The sequence below is a fragment of the Ruegeria sp. THAF57 genome (assembly GCF_903914075.1).
Classification (GTDB): domain Bacteria; phylum Pseudomonadota; class Alphaproteobacteria; order Rhodobacterales; family Rhodobacteraceae; genus Ruegeria.
The window spans coordinates 273545-296839 of the sequence record NZ_CAIWNQ010000002.1 but is presented as its reverse complement, the minus strand read 5'-3'; the positions used below and the strand labels follow the sequence as shown (position 1 = coordinate 296839).

Here is a 23295-nt window from a genome sequence, read left to right as displayed (position 1 = left end):
CGCTCGACGCGGCAATCTGAGCATCATTGTCGAATGCCCGTAGCGCGACTGGAACCGGTCATCGGTTTGAGCGGGATCTACGTCCGAGTTGCGGACAAAGCTGACGTTCTGGCAGATGGCTCCTCGGTAGCAATTAGCGCCCACCTACTCTGCCTCAATTTGTCAATGCTGCTACCAGCCAGCAAATAGCCGCTAGTCCCGAAGAGAAGGTTCTTGCGTGGTTCAGCAGCGTCCATCGCTGTGCATAGCGCGGCCAATAATCGGCGACTTCGCGCGTCTGGCCATCCATCGCGTCAAGGCGCTTATTCATTGGAACGTTGCCCACACCGGTTACGGCAAATACACCAACCAGGTAGACAGCGGCCCCAACTAAAGTCAGCACCTTTGCCGCGCCTTGAAGTTGCCAGACCGCTAGGAGGCTAAGGGCACCCGACACTGGCACCAACCCCAGGAGCAGTACCATAAAGACTGACCGATAGACTGTTCGGTTTAGCCCAACCATGCCCGCGGCCCCTTGGGATGCAGGGGCTTGTGCCAACCCCCGCATTATGAAGTCGGAGAAGCCAAGAAACACGCCCGCAACCAGCGCGACGGCAAGACCGGCGATCATCAATATCCATTCCATGGTCCTTGCTCCTCAGCTCGACAAGCCAACGGCCCGGCCAATGTATTTGCGGTCGGAAAGCTGACGCGTCAGGAAACGGGCCAACTCTCCGCGGGCAATCTTCAGATCAAGACCACGGGCCGTAGTCGGCACATCCTCGATCACAGGGCGTGCGGTCGTCTTGTCGGTGAAGGCCCCGGGGCGGACGATGGTCCAGTCCAAACCGCTGGCCTCCACCAGTTGCTCCTGCAACTCATGATCGCGGAAAACGGGCGCGAGTAGGGCACCGAACATCACATGCTTCCACCAAAAATTCAGCGTTGGCCAGCTATCGCGGGCACCTAAAGTGGATTGTGCAATAAGACGGCGGACCCCGTGGGTCTGCATTGCCTTGATGACGTTCATGGTGCCTTGCGAGCGAATTTTGCTTTTGCGCGACATCCCGGCGCCAAGGGTAACGACGACAGCCTCGTGCCCCGCAACGGCGTCTGCTACGTCAGAGAGCTTCATAGCATCGCCAGCGACAAGGCGCAGGTTCGGGTCACTTATGTTCAGGTTTTGCGGCGAACGCGCAAAGGCAGTGACGGTGTGGCCTGCCTTTAGCAGGTCTTCGACGGCGAGTCGTCCTACGGTCCCTGTGGCGCCAAATACGATAACTTTCATTGTTGTTCTCCTTTCGAGGGTGTTGCCGGTCAATCACTTGACACGATGTAAAGTTGACATGGTGTCAATAATATCTAACTTGACATTATGTCAAGAGATTCATCCGATACCCGTGCCCGCATCCTCGATTGCACTTGGAACCTGTTGGAATCCGGGGATAAAAAGGTTCGTATGACCGATATCGCAAAGGCGGTCGGCATAAGCCGTCAAGCGCTCTACCTACATTTTCCGACGCGGGCAGAGCTGCTGATTGCCACGACTCGGCATATTGATTCCATCAAGGACGTGGATGCGCGACTAGCCGACAGCAGGGCAGCCACTTCTGGCCGAGCCCGGCTGGCGTCCTTCATTTCAGCATGGGGCAGCTACATTCCCGAAATCCACGGCTTGTCCGTCGCTCTACGCAGTATGTGCGACAATGATGCCGAGGCCGCGGCGGCTTGGGACGGCCGGATGCAAGCCGTCAGGCATGGGTGTGTCGCGGCAGTAGGGGCTTTGGCAGCAGACAAGATGCTGAGAGCGGATCTAAACGAGGACATGGCAACCGATCTGCTGTGGACGCTTTTGTCGGTTGAAAACTGGGAACATTTGGTACGCGACTGTGGCTGGTCGCAAGCAGAATATGAAGGCCAGATTACGAGGCTTTCTGAGGCGGCGCTTCTGGTAAAGAATTGAAGAACTTCGACCATTTTCGAACTGCAGTTTGTAACGAACGCAGGCGTATCAATGCGATGTCTGCTCAGGGCTCAGTGCCGTCTTTCGCTGCGTTCAGACTTAGTGACCGCTCTGCGGACAAAGCTGACATTCCGGGCTAGTGTATTTAGCTGCCACTTTGCTGCAAAAGACTGCTTGAGCGGTCTTTCGAACCGTTCGCAGCGCAGCAGAAAACACCGAAAGAAATCGCCTTTTTTGGCATGCGGCATGCCCAAAAATAGCAGAAACGGCTCCCTACATTTATCGGGAGCCGTGTTTACTGAATAGGAGATTCTTTTAAAAATCAGGCGTGTCCGCCACCGATCAGGCCGATGCCCGAGGTCAGACCAAACCAGGCTTTGACCCGTAGACCAACCGCCTTGATGATACCCATGGCTTGGATCCCATGCGCGACAAGTGTCCCTTCCATGTCCCCTTCGAAACTGGTGGTGTAGGACTGAACAATACAGCCGCTGCCGGGCACCAGAAGATCACGGTGTTCGGGGTGTACAAGATCAAGATGGACAACGATCTGACCCCGTTTTGCCTTTTCGCTGGGCTCAATCAGTCGACCGCTGGGCGCAAGCTGGCCGGAAGAGATCGACTCTTGAATACGCACGATCCTTGCTGGAAGAACCGTATTGCGCATCGAGATGTTGAAGTTGCTTTCGCAGGCCACTTCCGCCGCCATGCCTTCGTACAATTCGGTGCGGGATACCTGCGAGAACCCGGCCACGATACGTCCACGCTCGGCCTCTTTGCGGTCAGGGACGATCAGCATGGCTGGGCTCATGGCCGCCTGCGCGGCACGCGATCCAACGTTGAGCGTGACCTGCTCAACCACACCGTCTACCGAGCTGAGCGTCAATGTCTTGGACAGTTCCACCCGGGCCTGTTTCAGCGACGCACGCGCCGACGCAAGCTGGGCTGACAAAACGGCGTTTGCCTGAACTTGCGCTACACCCAGTTGTGTCTCAGCGGCCTCAACCTCTGCCTCACGCGTATCCAAGGTCGCCTGGGCGCGTTCCAACTGGCTAACCTGAAACGCGGCAGATCCTTTGGCCTGCAAAGCACGATGATCCAACAGAACCAGTTTTGCCTGCTCTCTGGCGGTGAGCGCCGCGTCCAGAACGGCCTGTGCCGTTTCGACTTGCAACTCGGCGGCCAGTTTCGCGCTTTCGATTTCCTCGACTTTGCGCTGCGCGAAATCAACCGCAGCCTGCTCAGACGCGTTCTCAACGGCGAACAGTGGATCACCGGGCTCGACATGGTCTCCGCCCTTTACGAAGACGTCCGTGACGGTCCCACCATTTTCGGCCACGACAGGTACAGTCCGGAACGGAACAAGGCCGGTGTAGGATTTGGGATAGTAGTAGAACACCGCAAAAAAGACGATCAGGGCCAGTACAAACCACATAAAGACGGCACGGTGAACGTTGTAGAGCGTTACGGGCATCCCGCGCCATTTCAGATAGATCACGCGCAGGACAAACGGAAAAGATGTGACGAGAAGTTCGATCATTTCACAATCTCCTCTTTCGATGGACGCCACCACAGCATGAAGTCGCGAGCGATTGCGGTCAGGATCAGGGCGCCCGGCAGCAGGTTGCTAAAGTGGCTGAGCGCAGGCATCAGCTCATACGCCAGCGCCACGGTCAGCATCGTCGGAATAGTTGTCCGCAGCGGAGTGCCGATTGATTTGTGTTCGGTATAGCGTTCAAAGCGCGCATACAGGTGCACGACCAGCAGGATCGCAAGGGCGAGCACGACCAAGCCTACCCATGCATAGGTATCGGTTTGATTGGGCGCAACCCACCATCTGGGATCGCCGCCAGCGGCGAAGGCGGGGGTTGAGATGAGCCCAAGCATAGGCGCCATCAGGAACGCGGGTGGTTTCATGTTTCAGGTCCTTTTGTTGCGCAGCCATTCCGTGCGCGAAGATGAAAGTGTCCGAAGAACGTCAATTCTCGGTCGGTTGTTGTGAGGGTTCCGAAGGCTGTGCAGGCAGCGTGTAGGGGGGATCCCAGCGACGCCCATTCGGGGTTTGTTCGCCAAGTGACGAAGTGTCCAAGCCGCGCATGTTTCCGCCGGACCATTCCTGTCGGGCAGAGTCGTGGATTGCCTTGAATACGCGGTAGTACCTTGCGAAGTAGATCATTGCCTTGTCCTTTCTGATGACCCGGACCTAACCGTCGTCACGCCCCCGATCCTTAGGGTTCTGGACATTTGTTGTTGGCTTTTGGACAATTGCAGCGACTGCAAGGGTTTGCGTGCCAATCAGGGGAGGACGCAAAAGTGCCACGCATCAGCGCGTACAGACTGCAAAATGTCGGGCTGCGCTATTCGCAAGAACCCGGCGCGCGTATTCCGTTTCCTGAAGTCTTGGAAATGGCGGGGGCACCCTCTGATATCCTCGACAGCCCCGACGCCACTGTTGAGCTGCTGCATGAAGCAGGCGCAGTTGAAACTGCGTGCCGGGTTTTGGAAGACAAAACCTTTGCCGCGCGCGTGGGGTTGTCGGCGCAAGGTCCCGGAACGCTTTTGGCATACATCGTACGGGCAGCCGAAACGGTGGAGGACGCGCTGGCCTTGACGCAGCGCTTTTATGCAATGCAAGACCCTGACTTGCGCCTTGACGTAGTGGGGGCACCCGAAGAGCCAAAGATCACTCTGGAAAGCAATGTAATCCCGGCGCATCAATACCCTCGCCACCGTGAAATGCTGATATTCGGTCTTTATAAGCGCGTTCAACAAATCACCTCTGGTGGGCTTGCCCCGATCGCTATCGATTTGGAAACGGACGATGCCGAGCACTGCCGGCTGCTGGCCGATTTGGCGGGATGTGAAGTCTTAGGTTTCAAGTCCGGATACGCCTTGGCTCTGCCCTCAAACGGCATGAGTTTTCGGATACCAACGGCAGACCCTACTCTGTTGGGTCATCTACGTCGGCACGGGGAAGAACAATTGAAGGCTCAGCCTGATGCAGTCCGAAGCCTGTCCGACCGCATTGTGGACATGCTCGGAGAGCGTCTTCCCGGACCGATACCAAACGGCGACGATATTGCCGGAGAACTTGGACTGACGCGACGCACTATGACCAGACATCTGTCGGCCGAGGGAACAAGCTTCAAAGCCCTCTTGGAAGGGGTGTTGTGCGACTTGTCCAAGCGGATGCTTCGTAGTGGAGAAGGTGTTGCCCGCGTCGCCTTCATGCTTGGATTTGCGGATCAGGCCGCCTTTTCGGTGGCGTTCAAGCGCTGGACAGGTGAAACACCCGCTAGGTTCCGTAAAGCTGGCCGCTAGGGTCCCTTCCTACTGCAGCGTGTGCGGGCGGAAGATGTCCAAGATCCACAAAACCTTGTCCCGTCTCCAAAAGAAAGCGGGCCATCGGGTCACCTAGTTCAATGGCACACAGCAGCCGCGGTGGTTGCTAACCCAGAACAAGGATGAACCCTATGAAGACCTCGAAGAAATTCTTTATCGCCCCGATCTCAGGCGCACTTCTGATCACCATGGCGGCAACAGCAAATGCTGACTACGTCACCGACAAGGCGATCAAGGGTGCAGTTGTCGGCGCCACTGTCGCCGGTATCGCAGGCGAAAGCATCGTAGGTGGTGCGGCCGCTGGCGCCGCAGTCGGAGCCGTAGGCGGTGCGATCCAAAAGGACAATTTCGAAGACGCGCAAGACGAAGCCCAAGAGCGTCGCGACGACTTCAAAGAAGAACACAAAGACTGGAATGACTAATACACCACCCCCATTGAAGCAAAAAAGGAGAAGCACAGCCGAACAAACCTGACCGGTCAGCCTGCGCTGTTAGCATCCGGACGCAGTTTGACTGACCATCCCCCACAGAACTCGCACAGTTTCTGAGAGGTTGCCATCCAGCTCGTAATCGAGCCGGGTGGCAATTTTGTTTTGGGCCGTCGAACGTCACACGTATGAGGCGCTCGCGGTTTCAAATTTCAGTCGCCCATCTCGACCAGGGTTTTGTCCAAAACCCAAAAACAACCGTCCAGAACCCAAACGAACTGAACCAGACACCACCCCAAATCCGGCTCATCTGAATGACATCGACGAGTTGGCAGCCGAGACGCCTCTGTTCACTGCCGCACTTTACAACCCAATGCCAAAGGAAACGGCAATGAACCTGTTCGCAAACTTCGACGCAGAGACCCTGGCAAGCATCCAGTTTGCCTTTACTGTGTCGTTTCATATCATCTTTCCGGCCTTTTCCATTGGCTTGGCAAGCTTCTTGGCCGTTCTCAATGGCCTCTGGCTGTGGCGCAAGGACAAGGTCTACCTCAACCTTTTCAACTACTGGAAAAAGATTTTCGCCGTAGGATTTGCCATGGGTGTAGTCTCTGGCATCGTTATGTCCTACCAGTTCGGCACGAACTGGAGCGTATTCTCGGACACCGCAGGTCCCGTAATCGGACCCTTGATGGCCTACGAGGTCATGACGGCCTTCTTTCTTGAGGCTGGGTTCCTCGGCATCATGCTCTTTGGTCGTGAACGCGTCGGTCCCGGCTTGCACATGATGGCCACGGCGATGGTCGCTCTCGGCACTCTGATTTCGGCTACGTGGATCTTGTCGGTCAATTCCTGGATGCAGACCCCGGCCGGGTTCGACATCAACGAACTGGGGCAGTTCATTCCCGTCGACTGGTGGTCGATTGTCTTCAATCCGTCTTTTCCCTACCGCCTGACACACATGGTTCTTGCCGCCTATCTCACCACTGCTTTTGTGGTAGCCGGGGTTGCGGCCTGGCACTTGCTACGCCGCAATCGCACGGCTGAGGTCACCCGAATGTTTTCGATGGCAATGTGGATGGCCGTTCTGGTCACTCCTGTGCAGATCGTTGCCGGCGACCTTCATGGTTTGAACACGCTGGAGCATCAGCCGCAGAAAGTAATGGCGATGGAAGGTCACTTCGACAGCCATCCCGAAGGGGCACCCCTTATCCTGTTCGGCATTCCGAACGAAGAAGAAAAGCGCGTGGACTATGCCATCGAAATCCCGAAACTATCTTCGCTGATACTGAAACATGACCCCAATGCTCCGCTTGAAGGGCTGGACACTATCCCCGACGACGAGGAACCCCCAGTCGCGATCGTGTTCTACAGCTTCCGCATCATGCTCGCCATCGGCTTTGCCATGCTAGGCGTTGGCCTGTGGTCGCTTGTTCTGCGGGTTCGCGGCCGCCTCAACGACGACCGCTGGCTGCACCGGACATCCGTTCTGATAGCGCCCAGCGGGTTCGTGGCGGTACTGGCCGGTTGGATCACCACCGAAGTGGGGCGCCAGCCGTACACGGTATACGGGCTGATGCGGACATCGAACTCACTGTCACAAGTGGATGCACCTACAGTTGCCGCGTCTTTGGTAGCCTTCATCGTCGTGTATTTCACTGTGTTCGGAGCGGGCACGTTCTACATGCTGCGCCTCATGGGGAAACCACCTGTCGAAGGTTTCCAGAAACGTAACAAACCCCTTGAAATCTCTATTTTGGCGGAGGCAGCGTAATGCTTGAACTCTCGACAATCTGGGCGGGCATCATTGCTTTTGCCGTTCTGACCTATGTGATCCTGGACGGATTCGATCTTGGAGTTGGGATCCTCTTTCCGTTCGCAAAAACCGACAAAGATCGCGATGTCATGATGAACTCGGTTACGCCTGTATGGGACGGGAACGAGACTTGGCTGGTCATGGGAGGCGGAGGTTTGTTCGCCGTTTTCCCGCTGGCCTATTCTGTGGTGATACCCGCGGTTTACTTGCCCGTTATCGTGATGCTTCTCGCGCTTGTCTTCCGCGGTGTTGCCTTCGAATACCGGTGGCGAACGGTGCGCGGACGCTGGCTCTGGGATGTTGCGTTTCACGGCGGGTCAACCCTAGCCGCCTTCTGCCAAGGCATCGCGCTTGGCGCGCTGGTCCAGGGTATCCCGGTCGAGGATCGGCTGTATGCAGGCGGACAATGGGACTGGCTGACGCCGTTCTCTATCCTGACGGGTGTGGCCTTGGTGATAGGTTACGCTTTGCTGGGAGCAACCTGGCTCAACATGAAAACCAAGGGCGAGATACAGCACCAAATGCGTTCTTTTGCCCGCCCGCTGATGCTCATTACGCTCGGGTTGATTGGCCTAGTCAGTCTTTTGACCCCGCTCCAAGATCCAATCTATCTGATCAAATTGTTTTCTTGGCCCGGTGTCGTTTTCTCTGTGTGTGTGCCAGCTGTTGTTGCTCTCATTGCATGGATGCTTCATCGCGGCCTGAAGACACAGCGCGACTATCTGCCCTTCTTCTGCGCCATTGCCTTGTTCGTCGTGTGCTTCATTGGCCTTGGGACCAGTTTCTATCCCTACATGCTACCCCCAAGCCTCACGATTGCCGAAGCCGCAGCGCCAAATAGCAGTTTGGCTTTCGCACTGGTCGGAGCCGTCATTCTGTTGCCCGTGATCTTGGCCTACACCGCCTACACGTACTGGGTTTTCCGCGGAAAGATCGATCCAGAGGAGAGCTACCATTGAAATTGCTAAAGCAAGTTTTCTGGTTCAGCGCGATCTGGTTCGGCAGCGTCTTTTGCCTAGCGACTGTCGCTTACGTAATCAGGTTGTTCATCATTTGAAATGGCAAGGACACCAATGTTCGCGCGTCGGCATGTCTAGATCACGCAGATATTAGTCCAAGCGCCGAAAGAAACTCCGTTCCGGCCTACCAGATTCCCAAAAAAAGCGGCTGGCTGAGCCGTCTCAAATTCAACAATTCAAGGGGGCTTTTATGCTTTCTCGTGCAAAACCAATGTCTGTGCAGTGGAATCAGATTGACCCGGCTCTGCCCATACCAGCAAAAAAGAACTACGGCGGTAGAGGTTCGCCTGACATGTTGCCAAAGCTATGCACAGGGCTCGTTGCTGCAGGGCTTGTGACCTTCGTTCTATTGCCCTTCACCTCGGCCGTCAGCGGGGCGGTCTCGAAAGACCTACCCCCAATTATGGACCTGTTACTCGCCCTGTTCTCTGCAATTGTCGTTTTTACTTCCACAGCTTCGATCGTACTGAAAGGGTCGACACTGCGGGCCGTCTTCGGCCGAGGATTGGCCTCTCTCGGCACAGCGCTTATCATTTCGCCCATAGGGCTCTCGGTCCTATTTGCGCTATACCTTCAAGACTGGGTATCGATCGTAGTAGACACGTCCATCGAACAAGCAGGAAGAACAGCTATATCCTTGTTTGGCGGCATCTTCGTAGCCAATGCCCTCGCTATGGGATTGGCTTTCGGATGTTTGTCACTGCTACTTGGGATCAGGCTAACGCAAAATCGTCCAAAACCACTCACTTCGCCATAGGCGGTGAATTTCCGCTTCGGGCTCAGAGCGTCCGTTCGCTGCATCAGGCCTGAATGTCGGCTCTGCGGACTTTGCAGCCATCCGCATTCTTGCTCTAAAGGACCACAATCAGCCCAAAGAAAACATTCAAACGTAGACTTTGCAATTTCCTAGATGCCGACGAAGTTGCGTCTCGTCTTTCATAGACAGCGCCTCTGAATGACATTGCCTGACGTCATTGCCCGGTGCCAATGACACGTTCGAGAAACTCGGTAATCCGACCTTCCACGGACATGCTCACTGCATCGCCACCCAAGCTGGCTGCGCCAGCAGGATAGAAATGGCCAAAGCCCGGCACCCACGCAAACTCATGCTCCACACCTACTTCTTCGTAGTGAGCGATAAGGAGGGGAACTGAAGACAACGCGCCAGCCAGATCATACTGACCCATGAACATGAGTATCGGCGGTCTGTCTGACGAAGCTGTAACCGCCTTGTTCACGTCAAACCCGGCATCAGTTCCGGAAAGGAGAAAGACACCGGAGACAGGAACTCCCATGCCATGTGCAACATTCCAAGACGTCACTGCGCCTGCGGAAAACCCGCCAAGCACAATACGGTTCGGGTCGACATTGTAAGTGGCAGCGGATTCCCGGATATGCAGCACAGCCTTGCGCAAATCTTCGGCGGCCGAGATCACACCATCAACCATTGTCTTCTCTTGTTCGGGGATGCTGAAATCAAGCGGCGGCAGGCCCATAGTGCCCCGAATGTGGTTGGCTTGGGGCAATAGTGGCAACAGACTTTCGGGTGCGATCCAATCTGCTTGATAACCTTCCCCTGATGGCACAGGCCCTTCGGGTGTCAGCCGATAATCGATTGCAAAGCACGTATAGCCCCGCGCGGCAAACCGACGGCAATAATTGCCCATCGAGGTATCCTGAGCACCACCCGATTGAAACGTAAGCCGCGGACTGCCGCGATGGAATGCGCCGCCGAAGGTGAGGACTACAGCAGGTCGCGGCGTGGCTGTGGCTGTGGCTTCGGTCGGATGATAGATATCCATCCACAAGTCGCGCGAAACCTCCTTACCCTCTTTCGTCACGACTCCCTGTCCATAAACCACGTCTGCTTCCAGCGCATACGTCTCCGGGGCGGCCTCCTGCGCTTCAAGAGGGGCACCAATCAATGCATGTGAAAGGAAGACAACGGCCAGAGCACCTACGTTGAGTTTGCTAAACTTTTGCAATTCGGAACCTCGCGTAAATGTTGAGACAGGGTTTCACGGAAAAGGGTCATGCAATTAATTTGTAAGGGACTTACAGCGTAACCGCTCGATTGGAGAAAACTCAACTCCTCTAGTGATGGGCGAATTTATCTTCTGCCGTAAGATGGCAAAGTTTGCCGTTTGCACTTCCGCTCTGGGCTCGTGTTACATTTCTCTGCGACTTGCATGATGGGCCGCTCGCAGCCCAATGCGGACACTTCAGATTTGCGGTTCGAATGGAGTGCCGACCTTTGTTGCACGCACAGACCAAATTGAGCGCCGGCAAGTAAGCCGACATTCAAAGGGTGGGTGTTTCAGGATCTTATCTGCGCTTCTGCAAGTCGGTTCTACATCCAATGCAAACGGAAATTAGAGAGCTATCGATCGGGAGGTTGATCGCGGAGAAGATCGTAGACACTAAGAACTCAGGGTTTGTGGAGCCAATATTGGCACCTGAAGCAAGCGAAAAGACTATGTGGTTGCCAAGTCTTCGCTTGGCCTACAATGTTTTTGGGCAACTCTCCGACCGAAAAAGGAGCACCTATGTCTCGACTTTCAGAACGCAGAGACTTTGCCACCGAAGTCTGCGAGGAGGCTGGGCTACTTGCCAAAAAGTTCTTTGCAGATCGGGTCAATCTTATTGTTGATCAAAAAGGCGCTCAGGACTGGGTGAGCGAGGCGGACAGGAACGTCGAGACTTTCATTCGTCAAAGGATCGCGGAGGCGTGGCCCAAAGATGGCGTATACGGTGAAGAGCATGGCGCGGTAGCCGGAGAGAGTGACTTTGACTGGGTCATCGATCCAATTGATGGGACCACGAATTTCGTGAACGGGATTCCTGCATGGACCATTGTTCTGGCTGGTGTCACTGAAGGCCAAACGGAGATTGGTGTGATCCATGATCCAAATGTAGATGAAACTTTTGTCGCAACTCGCGGAGAAACAGCGACACTTAACGGATCACCGATAAGCGTCGCGTTAGGAGTGCCGTTGCACGACGGAACTGTTGCTGTGGGATACTCGAACCGGATTGAGAGCCGTCATGTCTTACCCGTTATCGAGGATCTGATCGAGCAAGGGGCGATGTTTCACAGAAACGCCAGCGGAGCGCTTTCTCTGGCTTACGTCGCTGCCGGGCGCCTTCTGGGTTACGTGGAGGAGCACATGAATGCTTGGGATTGTCTGGCTGGGCAATTGCTGGTTTCGGAAGCGGGTGGTGTTGTCGAGGATCAGAACGCCGATGCGATGATCCGAGACGGCGGGCGCGTGATCGTGGGGACACCAGATGTGTTCGAGACGTTGTGTGAGATCGCAGAGAACGCTTGGAAAGCTTAGCGCCTATGCCAAAGAGACCCAACATGAATCGGGCTTGAGCGTAGCTAAATCAGCCTGCCAGAAATGGCCTTGTGAGGGTTGGTCGTGCTTGCGGTCTATCGAACAATTCGAGAGTGCGCACCAAAGCAATGTGCCCACTGCTCCATGCGTTACGATTGCAAGATCCCCGGCATCATGCGACTGGATAATCTCAGTGACTGTCCGATGAATGCGTATCTGTGCTTCGGTCGCTGGTTCCCAACCGCGATAGCTACTTTCCGGCTGAGCAAAGAAAACATTGGCCGCTGCCTCGAAATCGTATCGAGGCAAGTAACCGGTTGCGCTGCGGTCGTTCTCACCAAGACCCAAGTTGCAATTCACGGGCAGCGTTCGTGGTGCAGCAAGAATCTCACCTGTTTCGCGGGCTTTCCGCTCGCCACTGGTCCATATCTGCGTGACGTTGGACAGGATTCCACTGGTTGCAAATTCAGCAGCGCGTTTACGGCCCAAGGCATTCAAGCCCCACTCAGTTATCGGGACGGCCGGATCGACAGAGACCTCGGGGTGTGTGATGATTATGAGTTTAGGCATTTAACCCGGTAAAAGAACGGGCCCTTTGTCAGCAAAACCCATTCTGATTTCGGTGCCGGGATCAAGCGGCGCATCGACGTCATCGTGTACGGCAAAAACCTGACCGAATGCACCGATCAGCGTATATTCCATCCGAACGCCAACATAGGTCGCCTTAGCCACCTTGGCTGGTATGCCTTGGTCTGAGCCGATCACCAGGCGTGAGGGTCGCACAGCAATGGTTGCGTTTCCTTCTGACAAACCGCGACGTGGCAGCGTGTGGCGGTAGCCTTCTATTTCTATCGTTGCCGCGTCTCCATTGATATCGACGATTTGGCAATTCAAAAGGTTTGCCTCACCTATGAAATCGGCAACAAATCGGTCGTTCGGGGCATCGTAAAGCTGGCGTGGTGTGCCCATTTGGGCGATCGCTGCGTTGCGCATGACAACAATCTCATCCGAGACCGCCAGTGCCTCCTCCTGATCGTGGGTCACGTAAACAACTGTCAAACCAAGATCTTGCTGGATTGCCCGAATATCCTCTCGCACCTGACGGCGAAGCTTGGCATCGAGATTGGACAACGGCTCGTCGAACAGCAGAACCTGAGGCTCAAGAACCAGCGCGCGGGCGACGGCAACACGTTGTTGTTGGCCCCCTGAGAGTTCAGAGGGAAGACGGTTGTCGAACCCCTGAAGACCGACCAGTTCCAATCCATATAGAGCGCGGCTGCGGGCTTCATCCTTTGCAAAGCCCGAGAATGTGAGGCCATATTTCACATTCTCCAACACGCTCATATGAGGGAACAGCGCGTAGGACTGGAACACCATGGAAACATCGCGGTCGGTGGCGGGCAATTTGGTCACATCCCGATCACCAATTAGGATCTTGCCCGAACTTGCCATCTCTAACCCAGCAATCATGCGCAGAGTCGTTGTTTTTCCGCAACCTGACGGACCAAGCAATGTGACGAGTTTTCCTGCCTCGACATGCAGGTTGATGTTGTCGACGGCGACGACGTCCTTACCGAATACTTTCGACACGTTCTCAAAGCGTACCGGGGCGGCCTTGGAACCGATTTTGGTGTCGGTCATCGCGATGCCTCCGTTCCGTGTTGCGTGCGTCGACCAATCTGGACCCGGCCAACGAGTAGTTGCAGTAAACCGACCGCCGCGAGCATCACAAAGATCAGCGTCGTCGAATAGGCGATCGCAAGGCCATAGTCGTTATTCTCGACCCGACCGATGATGTAACTGGTCGCCATGTCATATTCTGCACTGACCAGAAAGATGACAGCCGAGATCGCCGTCATGGCACGGACAAAACTGTAAACAAGCGCAGCAAGTATCGCAGGGCGCAACAGCGGCAGGATGACATTTCGGAACGTCTGCCAAGAGTTTGCACCAAGGGTCAGCGAGGATTCATCAAGGCTGCGGTCCAGCTGCGACATGCTCGCTATCCCCGCACGAACGCCAACCGGCATATTACGGAAGATGAAGCTGACAACGAGAATGACACCAGTACCCGTGATTTCAATTGGCGGAACGTTGAAGGCCAGGATGTAGCTGACGCCGATCACTGTTCCGGGGATAGCGAAGGACAACATTGTTCCAAATTCGAAAGCGTTCTTGCCTGCAAAACTTTGCCTGGTCAGCAGATAAGCGGTCACCAGACCAACGGCGGCAGTCAATGGGGCAGCAATGGCCGCGATCGTTATGGTAGTCCAGAAACTGTCCCAAGCGGCACCGGTCCAGCGAATGCTATCTTCTTCGAAACGTACGGAGAATGCGGTGACATAGTGTTTGATCGTCAGCGAGTTATCGACACCCCACAACTCGACGACACTGCCGTAAATGATCATCGCATAAACAACAATTGTGAACAGCGCCCAGCCCAGAGCGATGAGCAGGACCGGAACTGAAAGGCCAGTCGGCATCAGCGGATGAACGCCGGCATCTCCTTTGCCGGTGACGGTTGTGTAGCTTTTCTTCCCCAGCCAGACACGCTGCGCATAAAAGGCGGAAAGAGTAAAAAACAGCAGCACCATAGCCAGAATCGCGGCCCTGCCTTGATCGTATTGAGCGCCAACGATGGCGAAGAATATCTCGGTCGAAAGCACGTCGAAATTCCCGCCCAACACAAGCGGATTGCCGAAATCGGCCATGCTTTCGATGAAGCCCAGAAGAAATGCGTTTGCAAGACCGGGCCGCATCATGGGCAAGGAAACCGTCTTGAATGTCTGCCATCTACTGGCGCGGAGCGTTTGGGCCGCTTCTTCCATCGACGGAGAGACGCCTTCAACCACACCAATCAGTACAAGAAACGCAATTGGCGTGAACGCGAGTGTCTGCGCGATCAGGATGCCTGGCATTCCGTAAAGCCAGCGTGTCGGTTGCGTGCCGAAAAGCTCGGCAAAGAACCGGGTGACCGACCCGGACAGGCCGAAAAGCAAGATCAGCGCCAGGCCGATCACGAACGGCGGGGTGATTATTGGCAGAACGGTCAAAGCTCGCAGCGCGCGCTTATGGCGAAAGCCTGAACGCGTCACAACCAGTGCAAAGCAAAGCCCCAGGACCGTGGTGATGACTCCAACGAGGATGGCAAGGAACAGTGAATTCCAGGCGGCGCCACAACGCGATCCCTGAAAACACCCCAGCCCCCACAGTCGATCATCGAAAAACTTCGAGAAGAATACCGCAATGGAATACGCACCGTCTTCGGTGATGAAGGCAGCGAAAAGCATCTTCGCGATGGGAAAAAAGACAAAAGCGGTGACGATTGTAATAACGCCGCCGATGGCGCTTACGACAAAGACGTCACCGTTAATGGCACCCCTTGCCGCGATACCCTGAGTAAGCAGGAACAGAAAGCTTGAGGCACATATCATTGCACCGTAGCCCATGCCGAACTGCCGGTCGCCAAGTTCGCCAAACATCGCCTCCAACCAATTGAAGTTGAAGCCTCTGATGCCAATGCTGAACCCCTGAGCGATCAGCCAGCCGAAACCAAGCGCCCCTGACAGGATCAGTATGCTGGCATAAATTGGATCGGATTTGGTGCGCTTCAGCACCAGAAGCGGCAGGGCCAGCGCGATCAGGAGCGGAGCGAGCCAAAGTTTTTCACCCTGTCCAATCAGAAACGCAGCGGGGGCATAATCCTCATCGAATGGGTAGCCGTCCAAAAGCCACTCGAACGACCAAAGGCCGCCGTCGACCATATACCAGGGCAACAGGCAGAATCCGACCCACCCGGCCGTGATCCAGAAGATCAGAACCGGATGGGTCGTTTTTGAAGTCTGGTCAATCATTTACTGCGGCAGAGTCGAAACCTCTTCGTCCCATTTCTGCAACAGGCGCTTCCGTTCGTCTGAGGAACCATACTTTTTGAAGTCATAGTCAATCAGCTTGATCTGACTCATGTCAGGCGCACTATCCGAAGTTTCCGCACCCTTGTTCGATGGTACCTGAAACGCGTTGACCTGAAGAGCAAGGTTCTGAGCTTCCGGGGACAGTGCCCAGTCATAGAACTTCTTCGCTTCTTCTTCGTTGCGCGCTCCGTCGATAATCGACATCGAACCAATTTCGTATCCCGTGCCCTCGCATGGTGCGACGACCTTAATCGGGAATCCTGAAACGGCCTGCTTCACAGCGTCATGCATGAAGACGATACCAATGGTGTTCTCACCACGACCGGCGGCTTTGATCGGTGCCGAGCCTGACTTGGTGTACTGGTTGATATTCGAATGCAGGCCCTTCATGAACTCAAAGCCTTCATCCTCGCCGAAGATCTGCACCATTGAGGCCAGCGTCGTATAGGCCGTACCTGATGAGTTCGGATTCGCCATCTGAACATGGCCTTTGTATTCGGGCTTCAGCAGATCTTCCCAGCAGGCCGGTTCGGGCAGATTGTTTGCAGCGACAAGGTCGGCATTGTAGCCATACCCAAGCGCGCCTGAATAAATGCCGATCGTTTTGTTGCCCGCGCTTTCGGCCTGAGAAATCGCCCAATCGTGCAATTGATCACGCATCGGCGACATGTATTCCATTGTCAGGCCCTCTTCGGCGGCCTGCAAGTGCGGATCACCCGTACCGCCCCACCAAACGTCCCCTTTCGGGTTCGAACTTTCGGCCCGGATTTGTGCAAAGGTCTCGCCCGACGATTTTCGGGTCATGTTGACGTCGATGCCAGTCGCATCTTCAAAGCTGCGTGCCATGAGTTGGCACCAATCTTCTTGCGCCGAACAATAGAGTGTCAGCTTATCGGCCTGTGCTGCCGACAGTGACGCAGTCAGGGCAATCAGCGATCCAGCCGCAGTGGATGTCAATTTCCTCATTTTTTCCTCCCTTTGAGCTTAATGCGTCCGGGCGTCCCGGTTCTCTTATGCTCTTCCTCAAGCAGCCTTTCGAAGCTTCTTCACAACCGATTTGACTTCATGATTGTCTGTTAGATTTTTCAGCAACTGTGACAGGTCTTTTTCTTCGACCAGCTTTGCGGCTTTTGCCGGTGAAAACCAGTGACGCGTGCGCTCACCCTCTTCTTTCCAGCGTCGCTTCAGCTTTTCAACGACCAACGGATATAAGGTGACGCGGCAGCGAACGCTGCTTCTGCCTTCAAAACGCTTATCGTAGAAAAATTGGCCGATCGGCCGTTTCGAGATGGCACCAACCGCGCCCGCTTCTTCCTGCGCTTCTATTTCTGCGGCATGCCATGGTTTTTTGCCGTCCATTAGCCATCCTTTTGGGATAACCCACCGGCCGGTATCCCGCGACGTGACCATAAGAACGCGCAACTTGCCAGTCTTGTCCCAGCGCATCGGAAGCGCCGCAATCTGATCTGCCGTTTCGCTGTCGCTCATGCTGCCCTTCAATGCCACACGATCAAAACCCAAATGGAAGCTGTCTTAATGGCAAGTTGGCCGGTTAACGCTTTGCCTTGGCTCGCATTCTGATTTTGATCAGCCTGTGCATCTTTGCTTTGCGCTTCGAAGTACTTGTGTTCGCTCGAATTCTCACAGCCTTCTGAGGGTTATGCAACAAAAAATATTGCATTATGACCGAAAGCCCACAAAAGTAGACTTCGAAGCCTAGTCAGGTCGTCGGATGTCCAAAACAAAAACGCGCGGCAAAATGTCTAAAAAGAACCAGAGCCGGGTAAAGAAATCCGACCGGCGCCAACAGATATTGTTGGAGCTGAAGCTGCGCCCGCACGTTCGCATCACCGAACTGGCCCAGCGGTTCAACGTCTCCAACGAGACGGTACGTAGAGATTTCGATGCTTTGTCGAATGACGGTCTGATCGCGCGCGCACACGGGGGGGCATCGGCCCCAGCGCAAGGGCACTATCCGGGTTTGGATGAACGGAAAAACGCTCAGGTTGACGAGCGCGAACGGATAGGTGTCAGAGCGGCTGAACTGATCCAGAGCGGTGAAACGGTCATGATCGATTCCGGCTCGACCACCATCGAGATGGCACGTGCACTGGCTTATATTGGGACCCCTTGCACGGTAATCACCAATTCCATTCCCGTAGCTATGACCCTTGGCCATGGGGCTGCACAAGTCCTGTTATGCCCAGGGGAATATTTGGCCACTGAGTCTGCGACTATCGGAACCGAGACGCTGGAATTTCTGTCCCGTTTCAACGTCGACCGGTGCATGATCGGTTCCTCCGGGTTCTCGACGGATGGTCCTTCAGAAACAGTGCGGGGCTTTGCGGCAGTAAAGAGGGTGATGCTGACGCGCGCCGAGAAACGGCACCTTCTTGTTGATTCCGGGAAATTCGGCCGGAAGGGCCTGTCTCAAGTAGGAGACCTTAACGACCTGGATTCCATAGTCACAGACAGAAGACCAACAGGAGAATTGCGTAACGCTATTGAGGGCGCCGAGGTCGACGTTCTAGTCGCCGGATAGACATGAAATGACTGATTAACAGCGGCTAAAAAGCACCGCACATGACTGGGAGGAAAACATGAAGATCGATATCAAACTATTGCTTGGGGCATCTGCAATCGCACTCATGTCGATGAGTGGAATAGCGTCGGCGCAAGATTGTCCACGCGGTGACTTGGACGAGCGTTTTTGTGATGCCGACGGGGATTTGATCGCGGATATCCCCACAAATCCTTCCGAACAAATAGATCCAGACACCTTGATCTTTGCCTACACGCCGGTTGAAGATCCCGCCGTTTACAAAACTGCGTGGTCAGACTTTCTCGACCATTTGAAAGCAGAAACAGGCAAGGACGTTGTCTTTTTTCCAGTCCAGAATAACGCAGCCCAGATCGAGGCGATGCGCTCAGGGCGCCTGCATATTGCGGGATTCAACACCGGTTCCAACCCTTTGGCCGTAAACTGCGCTGGGTTCCGTCCGTTCACGATCATGGCCTCAAAAGACGGTAATTTTGGTTACGAGATGGAAATCATCACCTATCCGGGTTCGGGCATCGAAAAGGTTGAAGACATCAAGGGAAAGCAACTGGCTTTCACATCGCCCACATCGAACTCGGGATTCAAGGCTCCTTCCGCGATCCTGAAAAGCGACTTTGATCTTCTGCCCGAACGCGACTTTGAGCCTGTCTATTCGGGCAAACACGACAACTCGATCCTAGGTGTTGCCAACAAAGACTACTTAGCGGCCTCAATTGCGAATTCGGTTAAATCGCGGATGATCTCCCGTGACGTGATCAATGAGGATGATGTCATTACAATCTATAAGTCGCAGACTTTCCCAACCACTGGGTTTGGCACCGTTTACAACCTGACGCCCGAGTTGCAGGAAAAGATCCGCAATGCCTTCTTCAGCTTCGATTGGGAGGGGACGACACTTGAAGCTGAGTTCTCGAAATCAAACGAAGGCCAATTCCTTGAGATGACCTATCAGGAATTCTGGGATGTCATTCGTAAAATTGACGCAGCAAATGGCGTCTCCTACGCCTGCCAATAACCTTTGGCTCATCAGGCGGGCCTGAAAGGGCCCGCTGTTCTCCCTAATCTGGGGCATTTCATGCTGCGTCTTCAAAAGCTGACGAAAACATACAAGACCGGAGATCAGGCGCTGAAGGCGATTGATCTTGAAGTTCCAAAAGGACAGGTTCTTGCGTTGATCGGGCCCTCGGGCGCGGGCAAATCGACCATGATCCGCTGTGTTAACCGATTGGTTGAACCTACAAGCGGCGGTGTTCTTTTGGATGATGTAGACCTGACCAAACTCGGATCGGGTGCATTGCGGAAGGCGCGCCGCGAAATGGGCATGATCTTTCAGGAATATGCCTTGGTCGAACGCCTGACAGTGATGGAAAATGTACTGTCCGGCAGGCTGGGCTATTTGGGGTTCTGGCGCAGCTTTCTACGGAGGTATCCGCAGTCTGATGTGGACGAAGCCTTCCGCCTGCTTGATCGGGTGGGGCTGTTGCACATGGCGGATAAACGGGCGGATGAACTATCGGGTGGTCAACGCCAAAGGGTCGGCATCTGCCGCGCTTTGATACAGAACCCAAAACTGCTGTTGGTTGATGAACCAACAGCGTCGCTGGACCCAAAGACCAGCCGTCAGATAATGCGTCTCATCACCGAGTTATGTCAGGAACGTGGATTGGCTGCCATTATTAATATCCACGATGTGGCGCTCGCTCAGATGTTTGTGCCCCGCGTCGTGGGACTCCGCTTTGGCGAAATTGTGTATGATGGGCTACCCACAGGCCTTACCCCTGAGAAGCTGACCGAGATCTATGGGGAAGAAGACTGGGAAGCAACCATCGAAAAAGTGGACGAAGATGAAGATGTCGAGGCTGCAGAATGAGCCATCGCGAGTTAGACGACATGCTGGGAAAAGGCTGGCGTAAGCCTGCCTTTATTAAAAACCCATTCCTCCGATGGGCATTGCTCCTTGGCTTTTTCGCCTACCTGGTCGCAGCCTTTAAGACCATCGAAGTTGATTGGGGCCGTGTCTATGAAGGGCTAGACCGAGGGTGGGCGTTTGTACTTGCGTTCACCAGCCCAGACTTCATTTCACGGTGGTCAGATATTTGGAGTGGCCTTCTGGAGAGTATCGTGATGACCGTGGCCGCCTCGGTCGTGGGCATCCTGATTTCGATCCCGATTGGGCTCGGGGCTGCACGCAATATCGCACCATTGCCAATCTACATGATTTGCCGAGGCATTGTCGCGATAAGTCGGGCATTGCAAGAGATTATCGTCGCCATTTTGCTTGTGGCTATCTTTGGCTTTGGCCCGCTAGCCGGATTTCTGACGCTTTCTTTCGCCACCATCGGGTTTCTCTCAAAACTTCTGGCCGAAGATATCGAAGCTATGGACAAAGTTCAGGCCGAGGCTATTAAGGCCTCCGGAGCACGTTGGCCACAATGGATCAACTACGGAGTTCAGCCTCAGGTTATGCCGCGACTTGTGGGCCTTTCCATGTATCGGATCGACATCAACTTCCGAGAAAGCGCGATCCTCGGGCTCGTGGGGGCTGGCGGAATTGGTGCAACTTTGAACACCGCATTCGACCGCTATGAATACGACACTGCGGCAGCCATTCTCATTCTCATCATCGGCATCGTGATGGCACTTGAATACCTTTCGGGAATTATCCGAGCGAGGGTTCAGTAATGCCGATACTTGAACGCGACGATGCGCAAATCTGGCGTCGCCGGACAACGGGTCAGAGCTTGGTCCGTTGGTTCGGCTGGTTGTTGGGTGTGGCGATCTTTGTTTACTGCTGGCAGCTGATCTCAAAGTCGACGACTTGGTTTTTCGTCTGGGACGCGCCCCGCATCGCGAATGATATCTGGACCCGTGCAACGCCTCCTAAATGGGGTTACATCACCCAGTTGGGTCGCCCGATTTGGGACACGCTAAACATTGCCACCCTGGGAACCATAATTGCCTTGTTCCTGGCAGTGCCAGTTGCCTTTTTGGCGGCCCGCAACACCACGCCATCGGCGTTGTTCATCCGACCGATTGCCCTGTTGGTCATTGTCTCGACCCGCTCTATCAACTCGTTGATCTGGGCGCTACTTTTGATTGCGATTATTGGTCCCGGAGTGTTCGCCGGTGTCATAGCAATCGCCATTCGTTCAATCGGGTTTTGCGCAAAGCTTCTTTACGAAGCGATTGAGGAAATTGATCACACGCAGGTCGAAGCAATCACGGCAACCGGTGCTTCACGCTGGCAGGTTATGGCCTATGGGATCGTACCGCAAATCCTACCCGCTTTCGCGGGCATTGCCGTCTTCCGTTGGGATATCAACATCCGCGAGTCCACGGTACTCGGGCTGGTTGGAGCCGGGGGTATCGGGTTGCAATTGTCGGCTTCGCTCAACGTTCTGGCTTGGCCGCAAGTTAGTCTGATCCTGATTGTAATTCTGGTCGCGGTTATGATTAGCGAATGGGTTTCAGCGAAAGTAAGAGGGGCCATCATTTGACCGCTTTCTCTGCGCAAGAGGCTTTTGACGCCTACGAGGCTGTAAGACATCGCCTTCCGCAAACCAGACCTACTGAAGTGAGCTATCGTCAGGCGGACACGCTGGAGGACATAGCTCACGAGTTTGACGTGTTCCTCCTCGATGCCTTCGGAGTTCTCAATATTGGTGATACGGCAATCCCAGAAACACCGGATCGGGTCAGGTCGCTGACAGCCGCCGGCAAACGTGTTCTGGTCGTATCGAATGCAGCAGGGTTTCCCCACACAACTCTTATCGAGAAATACAATAGGCTTGGTTACAACTTCGCGCCACAGGACGTGATCACCAGTCGGGCCACGTTGTTGTCTGAACTAAACGGCCAAAGTGAGTTGCATTGGGGATTGATGGCAACTCCAAGTGCCGGTCTTCGGGATCTGGAGGGACTTAAACTATCCTATCTGGAGGATGACCCAAATCCCTACAAAACCGTCGACGGTTTTTTGATGATTGGGTCAGCTGTTTGGACGGAAACGCGACAAGCCATGCTGGAGGCCGCTTTGCTGGAGCGTCCCCGCCCGGTATTGGTCGGCAACCCTGACATTGTCGCTCCGCGCGAGTACGGTTTTTCCAAGGAACCCGGTCTTTACGCGCACCGGCTAGCAGACCGGACAGGCGTCGCTCCTCAGTTCTTTGGAAAGCCTTTCGCCAATATCTATGATCTTGCTTTCCAACGTCTCGGGCACATCGACAAGTCCCGGATTCTGATGGTTGGCGACAGCTTGCACACCGACATACTGGGCGCACGAGATGCAGGCATAGCTTCCGCACTCATCTCTGGATTCGGTTTTTTCGCAGGGCATGATGTTGAAGCAGCGATCAAAAAGGCAGGGATAGTACCGAGTTTTGTTGTAAACCGGCCTTGATAATAAGGCGTTCCGCTTGGATACGTCTTTCTGTTTACTCGAATGTCGGGTGAACCTGCGTTGCGAACATGCCCACCATGTGAACGAAACATCGCATGTGAACGGCAACTTTGGAGAACCCTCCGCAACAACGTAACTCTAAACTCACGTCCGGATTGGGCCGCACTCCGAACTTTGCAAAGACCGCTTTCTGCGCATTGCTGTCATTGGGGCATAGAGCAGCATCGGTCAAAGTGGGCTCAGAGCAGACATTGAACATAATTCGTTGAGTGTCCGAGTTGCGGACAAAGCTGCCGCTTGCCGATCTTGCACCAAGGTTTGTTTTTCTAATCGCGAAGGCGGATGCCCGTTAGTCAGGGTACAACAGTTCGATTTAAAGCCGCTCGGGTGTACCATGAACTCTTAGCCCGAGCGCTCCAGTCGGCCCGCAAAAGCCGCGCAATCCAGAATTGGAAAAAACAAGGTGGTCGGTAACAAAAGGCTGGTCGTATTCATGAATAAGTTTCATTTTTGGGTTGAATAGTGAGAACCGTATGG

24 protein-coding genes are annotated in these 23295 nt (G+C 54.6%); 13 read left to right on the top strand and 11 right to left on the bottom strand.

What is annotated here, in order from left to right:
• Positions 1-154: 154 nt before the first annotated feature.
• Together RUESEDTHA_RS05475 and RUESEDTHA_RS05470 are read right to left on the bottom strand one after the other, a co-directional pair.
• Positions 155-625: a DUF1772 domain-containing protein gene (locus RUESEDTHA_RS05475; RefSeq protein WP_171126097.1), complete on the bottom strand. Its 471-nt coding sequence runs from the start codon at positions 623-625 to the stop codon at positions 155-157.
• A 12-nt stretch (positions 626-637) separates the two neighbouring features.
• Positions 638-1267 carry an NAD(P)-dependent oxidoreductase gene (locus RUESEDTHA_RS05470; RefSeq protein WP_180885095.1) on the bottom strand — a complete coding sequence of 210 codons (630 nt, stop codon included), beginning with the start codon at positions 1265-1267 and terminating at the stop codon, positions 638-640.
• Positions 1268-1354: 87 nt separating this feature from the next.
• On the opposite strand from RUESEDTHA_RS05470, the gene RUESEDTHA_RS05465 reads away from it, so the two are divergent.
• Entirely contained in the window at positions 1355-1942 is a 588-nt protein-coding gene (locus tag RUESEDTHA_RS05465; RefSeq protein ID WP_180885093.1) for a TetR/AcrR family transcriptional regulator, read from the top strand.
• A gap of 322 nt (positions 1943-2264) precedes the next feature.
• Here the strand turns inward: RUESEDTHA_RS05465 and RUESEDTHA_RS05460 are convergent, their stop codons facing one another.
• The 3 genes from RUESEDTHA_RS05460 to RUESEDTHA_RS05450 form a co-directional block, all read right to left on the bottom strand.
• Positions 2265-3482 (bottom strand): HlyD family secretion protein, encoded by a 1218-nt coding sequence (locus RUESEDTHA_RS05460; RefSeq protein ID WP_180885090.1) that lies wholly within the window; start codon positions 3480-3482, stop codon positions 2265-2267.
• The gene (locus tag RUESEDTHA_RS05455) at positions 3479-3859 is read right to left on the bottom strand and encodes a hypothetical protein (protein ID WP_180885961.1); all 381 of its coding nucleotides are present in this window, start codon (positions 3857-3859) and stop codon (positions 3479-3481) included. The genes RUESEDTHA_RS05460 and RUESEDTHA_RS05455 overlap by 4 nt, the downstream gene beginning before the upstream one ends.
• 61 nt (positions 3860-3920) lie before the next feature.
• Positions 3921-4118, bottom strand: coding sequence for a hypothetical protein (locus tag RUESEDTHA_RS05450; RefSeq protein WP_171239242.1), 198 nt, complete (start codon positions 4116-4118; stop codon positions 3921-3923).
• Between the two features lie 137 nt (positions 4119-4255).
• On the opposite strand from RUESEDTHA_RS05450, the gene RUESEDTHA_RS05445 reads away from it, so the two are divergent.
• From RUESEDTHA_RS05445 to RUESEDTHA_RS20995, 5 genes are all read left to right on the top strand, one after another.
• Positions 4256-5263 (top strand): AraC family transcriptional regulator, encoded by a 1008-nt coding sequence (locus RUESEDTHA_RS05445; RefSeq protein ID WP_180885088.1) that lies wholly within the window; start codon positions 4256-4258, stop codon positions 5261-5263.
• Positions 5264-5415: 152 nt separating this feature from the next.
• Positions 5416-5706, top strand: a complete 291-nt coding sequence (locus RUESEDTHA_RS05440; protein WP_170637607.1) for a glycine zipper domain-containing protein — start codon at positions 5416-5418, stop codon at positions 5704-5706.
• A gap of 397 nt (positions 5707-6103) precedes the next feature.
• Positions 6104-7486 (top strand): cytochrome ubiquinol oxidase subunit I, encoded by a 1383-nt coding sequence (locus tag RUESEDTHA_RS05435; protein WP_180885086.1) that lies wholly within the window; start codon positions 6104-6106, stop codon positions 7484-7486.
• The gene (cydB, locus tag RUESEDTHA_RS05430; RefSeq protein WP_180885082.1) at positions 7486-8487 is read left to right on the top strand and encodes a cytochrome d ubiquinol oxidase subunit II; all 1002 of its coding nucleotides are present in this window, start codon (positions 7486-7488) and stop codon (positions 8485-8487) included. The genes RUESEDTHA_RS05435 and cydB overlap by 1 nt, the downstream gene beginning before the upstream one ends.
• A complete protein-coding gene (locus tag RUESEDTHA_RS20995) occupies positions 8484-8585 on the top strand; it encodes a DUF2474 family protein (RefSeq protein WP_171239245.1) in 102 nt (33 codons plus the stop codon). Before cydB ends, RUESEDTHA_RS20995 begins: the two co-directional genes overlap by 4 nt.
• A 933-nt stretch (positions 8586-9518) precedes the next feature.
• Here the strand turns inward: RUESEDTHA_RS20995 and RUESEDTHA_RS05420 are convergent.
• Positions 9519-10532, bottom strand: coding sequence for an alpha/beta hydrolase (locus RUESEDTHA_RS05420; RefSeq protein ID WP_180885080.1), 1014 nt, complete (start codon positions 10530-10532; stop codon positions 9519-9521).
• Positions 10533-11093: 561 nt separating this feature from the next.
• Here RUESEDTHA_RS05420 and RUESEDTHA_RS05415 point away from each other — a divergent pair.
• Positions 11094-11885: an inositol monophosphatase family protein gene (locus RUESEDTHA_RS05415; RefSeq protein WP_170789607.1), complete on the top strand. Its 792-nt coding sequence runs from the start codon at positions 11094-11096 to the stop codon at positions 11883-11885.
• 3 nt (positions 11886-11888) lie between these two features.
• Here RUESEDTHA_RS05415 and RUESEDTHA_RS05410 read toward each other — a convergent pair whose 3' ends face one another.
• From RUESEDTHA_RS05410 to RUESEDTHA_RS05390, 5 genes are read right to left on the bottom strand one after another with little or no spacing between them, the layout of a single operon-like run.
• On the bottom strand, positions 11889-12455 hold the full coding sequence (locus RUESEDTHA_RS05410) for a histidine phosphatase family protein (protein WP_180885078.1): 567 nt from the start codon (positions 12453-12455) through the stop codon (positions 11889-11891).
• The gene (locus RUESEDTHA_RS05405) at positions 12456-13526 is read right to left on the bottom strand and encodes an ABC transporter ATP-binding protein (RefSeq protein WP_180885076.1); all 1071 of its coding nucleotides are present in this window, start codon (positions 13524-13526) and stop codon (positions 12456-12458) included. It abuts the gene before it with no gap.
• Positions 13523-15739: an iron ABC transporter permease gene (locus RUESEDTHA_RS05400; protein WP_180885074.1), complete on the bottom strand. Its 2217-nt coding sequence runs from the start codon at positions 15737-15739 to the stop codon at positions 13523-13525. The genes RUESEDTHA_RS05405 and RUESEDTHA_RS05400 overlap by 4 nt, the downstream gene beginning before the upstream one ends.
• Positions 15740-16765, bottom strand: a complete 1026-nt coding sequence (locus RUESEDTHA_RS05395) for an ABC transporter substrate-binding protein (RefSeq protein ID WP_180885072.1) — start codon at positions 16763-16765, stop codon at positions 15740-15742. It abuts the gene before it with no gap.
• A 57-nt stretch (positions 16766-16822) separates the two neighbouring features.
• Complete coding sequence (locus RUESEDTHA_RS05390; RefSeq protein WP_180885070.1) at positions 16823-17287, bottom strand: NUDIX hydrolase; 465 nt, start codon at positions 17285-17287, stop codon at positions 16823-16825.
• 271 nt (positions 17288-17558) lie between these two features.
• Here RUESEDTHA_RS05390 and RUESEDTHA_RS05385 point away from each other — a divergent pair, with 271 nt between their 5' ends.
• The 6 genes from RUESEDTHA_RS05385 to RUESEDTHA_RS05360 are packed head-to-tail and all read left to right on the top strand — an operon-like array spanning position 17559 to position 22758.
• Positions 17559-18341 carry a DeoR/GlpR family DNA-binding transcription regulator gene (locus RUESEDTHA_RS05385; protein ID WP_255431627.1) on the top strand — a complete coding sequence of 261 codons (783 nt, stop codon included), beginning with the start codon at positions 17559-17561 and terminating at the stop codon, positions 18339-18341.
• 58 nt (positions 18342-18399) lie between these two features.
• Entirely contained in the window at positions 18400-19374 is a 975-nt protein-coding gene (gene phnD, locus RUESEDTHA_RS05380; protein ID WP_180885066.1) for a phosphate/phosphite/phosphonate ABC transporter substrate-binding protein, read from the top strand.
• 60 nt (positions 19375-19434) lie between these two features.
• Positions 19435-20229, top strand: coding sequence for a phosphonate ABC transporter ATP-binding protein (gene phnC / locus RUESEDTHA_RS05375; protein ID WP_180885064.1), 795 nt, complete (start codon positions 19435-19437; stop codon positions 20227-20229).
• Positions 20226-21041: a phosphonate ABC transporter, permease protein PhnE gene (gene phnE / locus RUESEDTHA_RS05370; RefSeq protein WP_170789601.1), complete on the top strand. Its 816-nt coding sequence runs from the start codon at positions 20226-20228 to the stop codon at positions 21039-21041. The genes phnC and phnE (RUESEDTHA_RS05370) overlap by 4 nt, the downstream gene beginning before the upstream one ends.
• Complete coding sequence (gene phnE, locus RUESEDTHA_RS05365) at positions 21041-21856, top strand: phosphonate ABC transporter, permease protein PhnE (RefSeq protein WP_180885062.1); 816 nt, start codon at positions 21041-21043, stop codon at positions 21854-21856. Before phnE (RUESEDTHA_RS05370) ends, phnE (RUESEDTHA_RS05365) begins: the two co-directional genes overlap by 1 nt.
• The gene (locus tag RUESEDTHA_RS05360; RefSeq protein ID WP_170462145.1) at positions 21820-22758 is read left to right on the top strand and encodes an HAD-IIA family hydrolase; all 939 of its coding nucleotides are present in this window, start codon (positions 21820-21822) and stop codon (positions 22756-22758) included. The genes phnE (RUESEDTHA_RS05365) and RUESEDTHA_RS05360 overlap by 37 nt, the downstream gene beginning before the upstream one ends.
• Positions 22759-23295 lie beyond the last annotated feature (537 nt).

What these genes read in the sequence shown, in the direction of transcription:
- RUESEDTHA_RS05390 (WP_180885070.1), bottom strand. Translation starts at nt 17,287, where the DNA reads ATGAGCGACAGCGAAACGGCAGATCAGATTGCGGCGCTTCCGATGCGC.
- RUESEDTHA_RS05400 (WP_180885074.1), bottom strand. Translation starts at nt 15,739, where the DNA reads ATGATTGACCAGACTTCAAAAACGACCCATCCGGTTCTGATCTTCTGG.
- RUESEDTHA_RS05405 (WP_180885076.1), bottom strand. Translation starts at nt 13,526, where the DNA reads ATGACCGACACCAAAATCGGTTCCAAGGCCGCCCCGGTACGCTTTGAG.
- RUESEDTHA_RS05455 (WP_180885961.1), bottom strand. Translation starts at nt 3,859, where the DNA reads ATGAAACCACCCGCGTTCCTGATGGCGCCTATGCTTGGGCTCATCTCA.
- RUESEDTHA_RS05440 (WP_170637607.1), top strand. Translation starts at nt 5,416, where the DNA reads ATGAAGACCTCGAAGAAATTCTTTATCGCCCCGATCTCAGGCGCACTT.
- phnC (WP_180885064.1), top strand. Translation starts at nt 19,435, where the DNA reads ATGCTGCGTCTTCAAAAGCTGACGAAAACATACAAGACCGGAGATCAG.
- RUESEDTHA_RS05360 (WP_170462145.1), top strand. Translation starts at nt 21,820, where the DNA reads ATGGGTTTCAGCGAAAGTAAGAGGGGCCATCATTTGACCGCTTTCTCT.
- RUESEDTHA_RS05465 (WP_180885093.1), top strand. Translation starts at nt 1,355, where the DNA reads ATGTCAAGAGATTCATCCGATACCCGTGCCCGCATCCTCGATTGCACT.
- RUESEDTHA_RS05470 (WP_180885095.1), bottom strand. Translation starts at nt 1,267, where the DNA reads ATGAAAGTTATCGTATTTGGCGCCACAGGGACCGTAGGACGACTCGCC.
- phnD (WP_180885066.1), top strand. Translation starts at nt 18,400, where the DNA reads ATGAAGATCGATATCAAACTATTGCTTGGGGCATCTGCAATCGCACTC.
- RUESEDTHA_RS05435 (WP_180885086.1), top strand. Translation starts at nt 6,104, where the DNA reads ATGAACCTGTTCGCAAACTTCGACGCAGAGACCCTGGCAAGCATCCAG.
- RUESEDTHA_RS05450 (WP_171239242.1), bottom strand. Translation starts at nt 4,118, where the DNA reads ATGATCTACTTCGCAAGGTACTACCGCGTATTCAAGGCAATCCACGAC.
- phnE (WP_180885062.1), top strand. Translation starts at nt 21,041, where the DNA reads ATGCCGATACTTGAACGCGACGATGCGCAAATCTGGCGTCGCCGGACA.
- RUESEDTHA_RS05395 (WP_180885072.1), bottom strand. Translation starts at nt 16,765, where the DNA reads ATGAGGAAATTGACATCCACTGCGGCTGGATCGCTGATTGCCCTGACT.
- cydB (WP_180885082.1), top strand. Translation starts at nt 7,486, where the DNA reads ATGCTTGAACTCTCGACAATCTGGGCGGGCATCATTGCTTTTGCCGTT.
- phnE (WP_170789601.1), top strand. Translation starts at nt 20,226, where the DNA reads ATGAGCCATCGCGAGTTAGACGACATGCTGGGAAAAGGCTGGCGTAAG.
- RUESEDTHA_RS05475 (WP_171126097.1), bottom strand. Translation starts at nt 625, where the DNA reads ATGGAATGGATATTGATGATCGCCGGTCTTGCCGTCGCGCTGGTTGCG.
- RUESEDTHA_RS05415 (WP_170789607.1), top strand. Translation starts at nt 11,094, where the DNA reads ATGTCTCGACTTTCAGAACGCAGAGACTTTGCCACCGAAGTCTGCGAG.
- RUESEDTHA_RS05385 (WP_255431627.1), top strand. Translation starts at nt 17,559, where the DNA reads ATGTCTAAAAAGAACCAGAGCCGGGTAAAGAAATCCGACCGGCGCCAA.
- RUESEDTHA_RS05460 (WP_180885090.1), bottom strand. Translation starts at nt 3,482, where the DNA reads ATGATCGAACTTCTCGTCACATCTTTTCCGTTTGTCCTGCGCGTGATC.
- RUESEDTHA_RS05410 (WP_180885078.1), bottom strand. Translation starts at nt 12,455, where the DNA reads ATGCCTAAACTCATAATCATCACACACCCCGAGGTCTCTGTCGATCCG.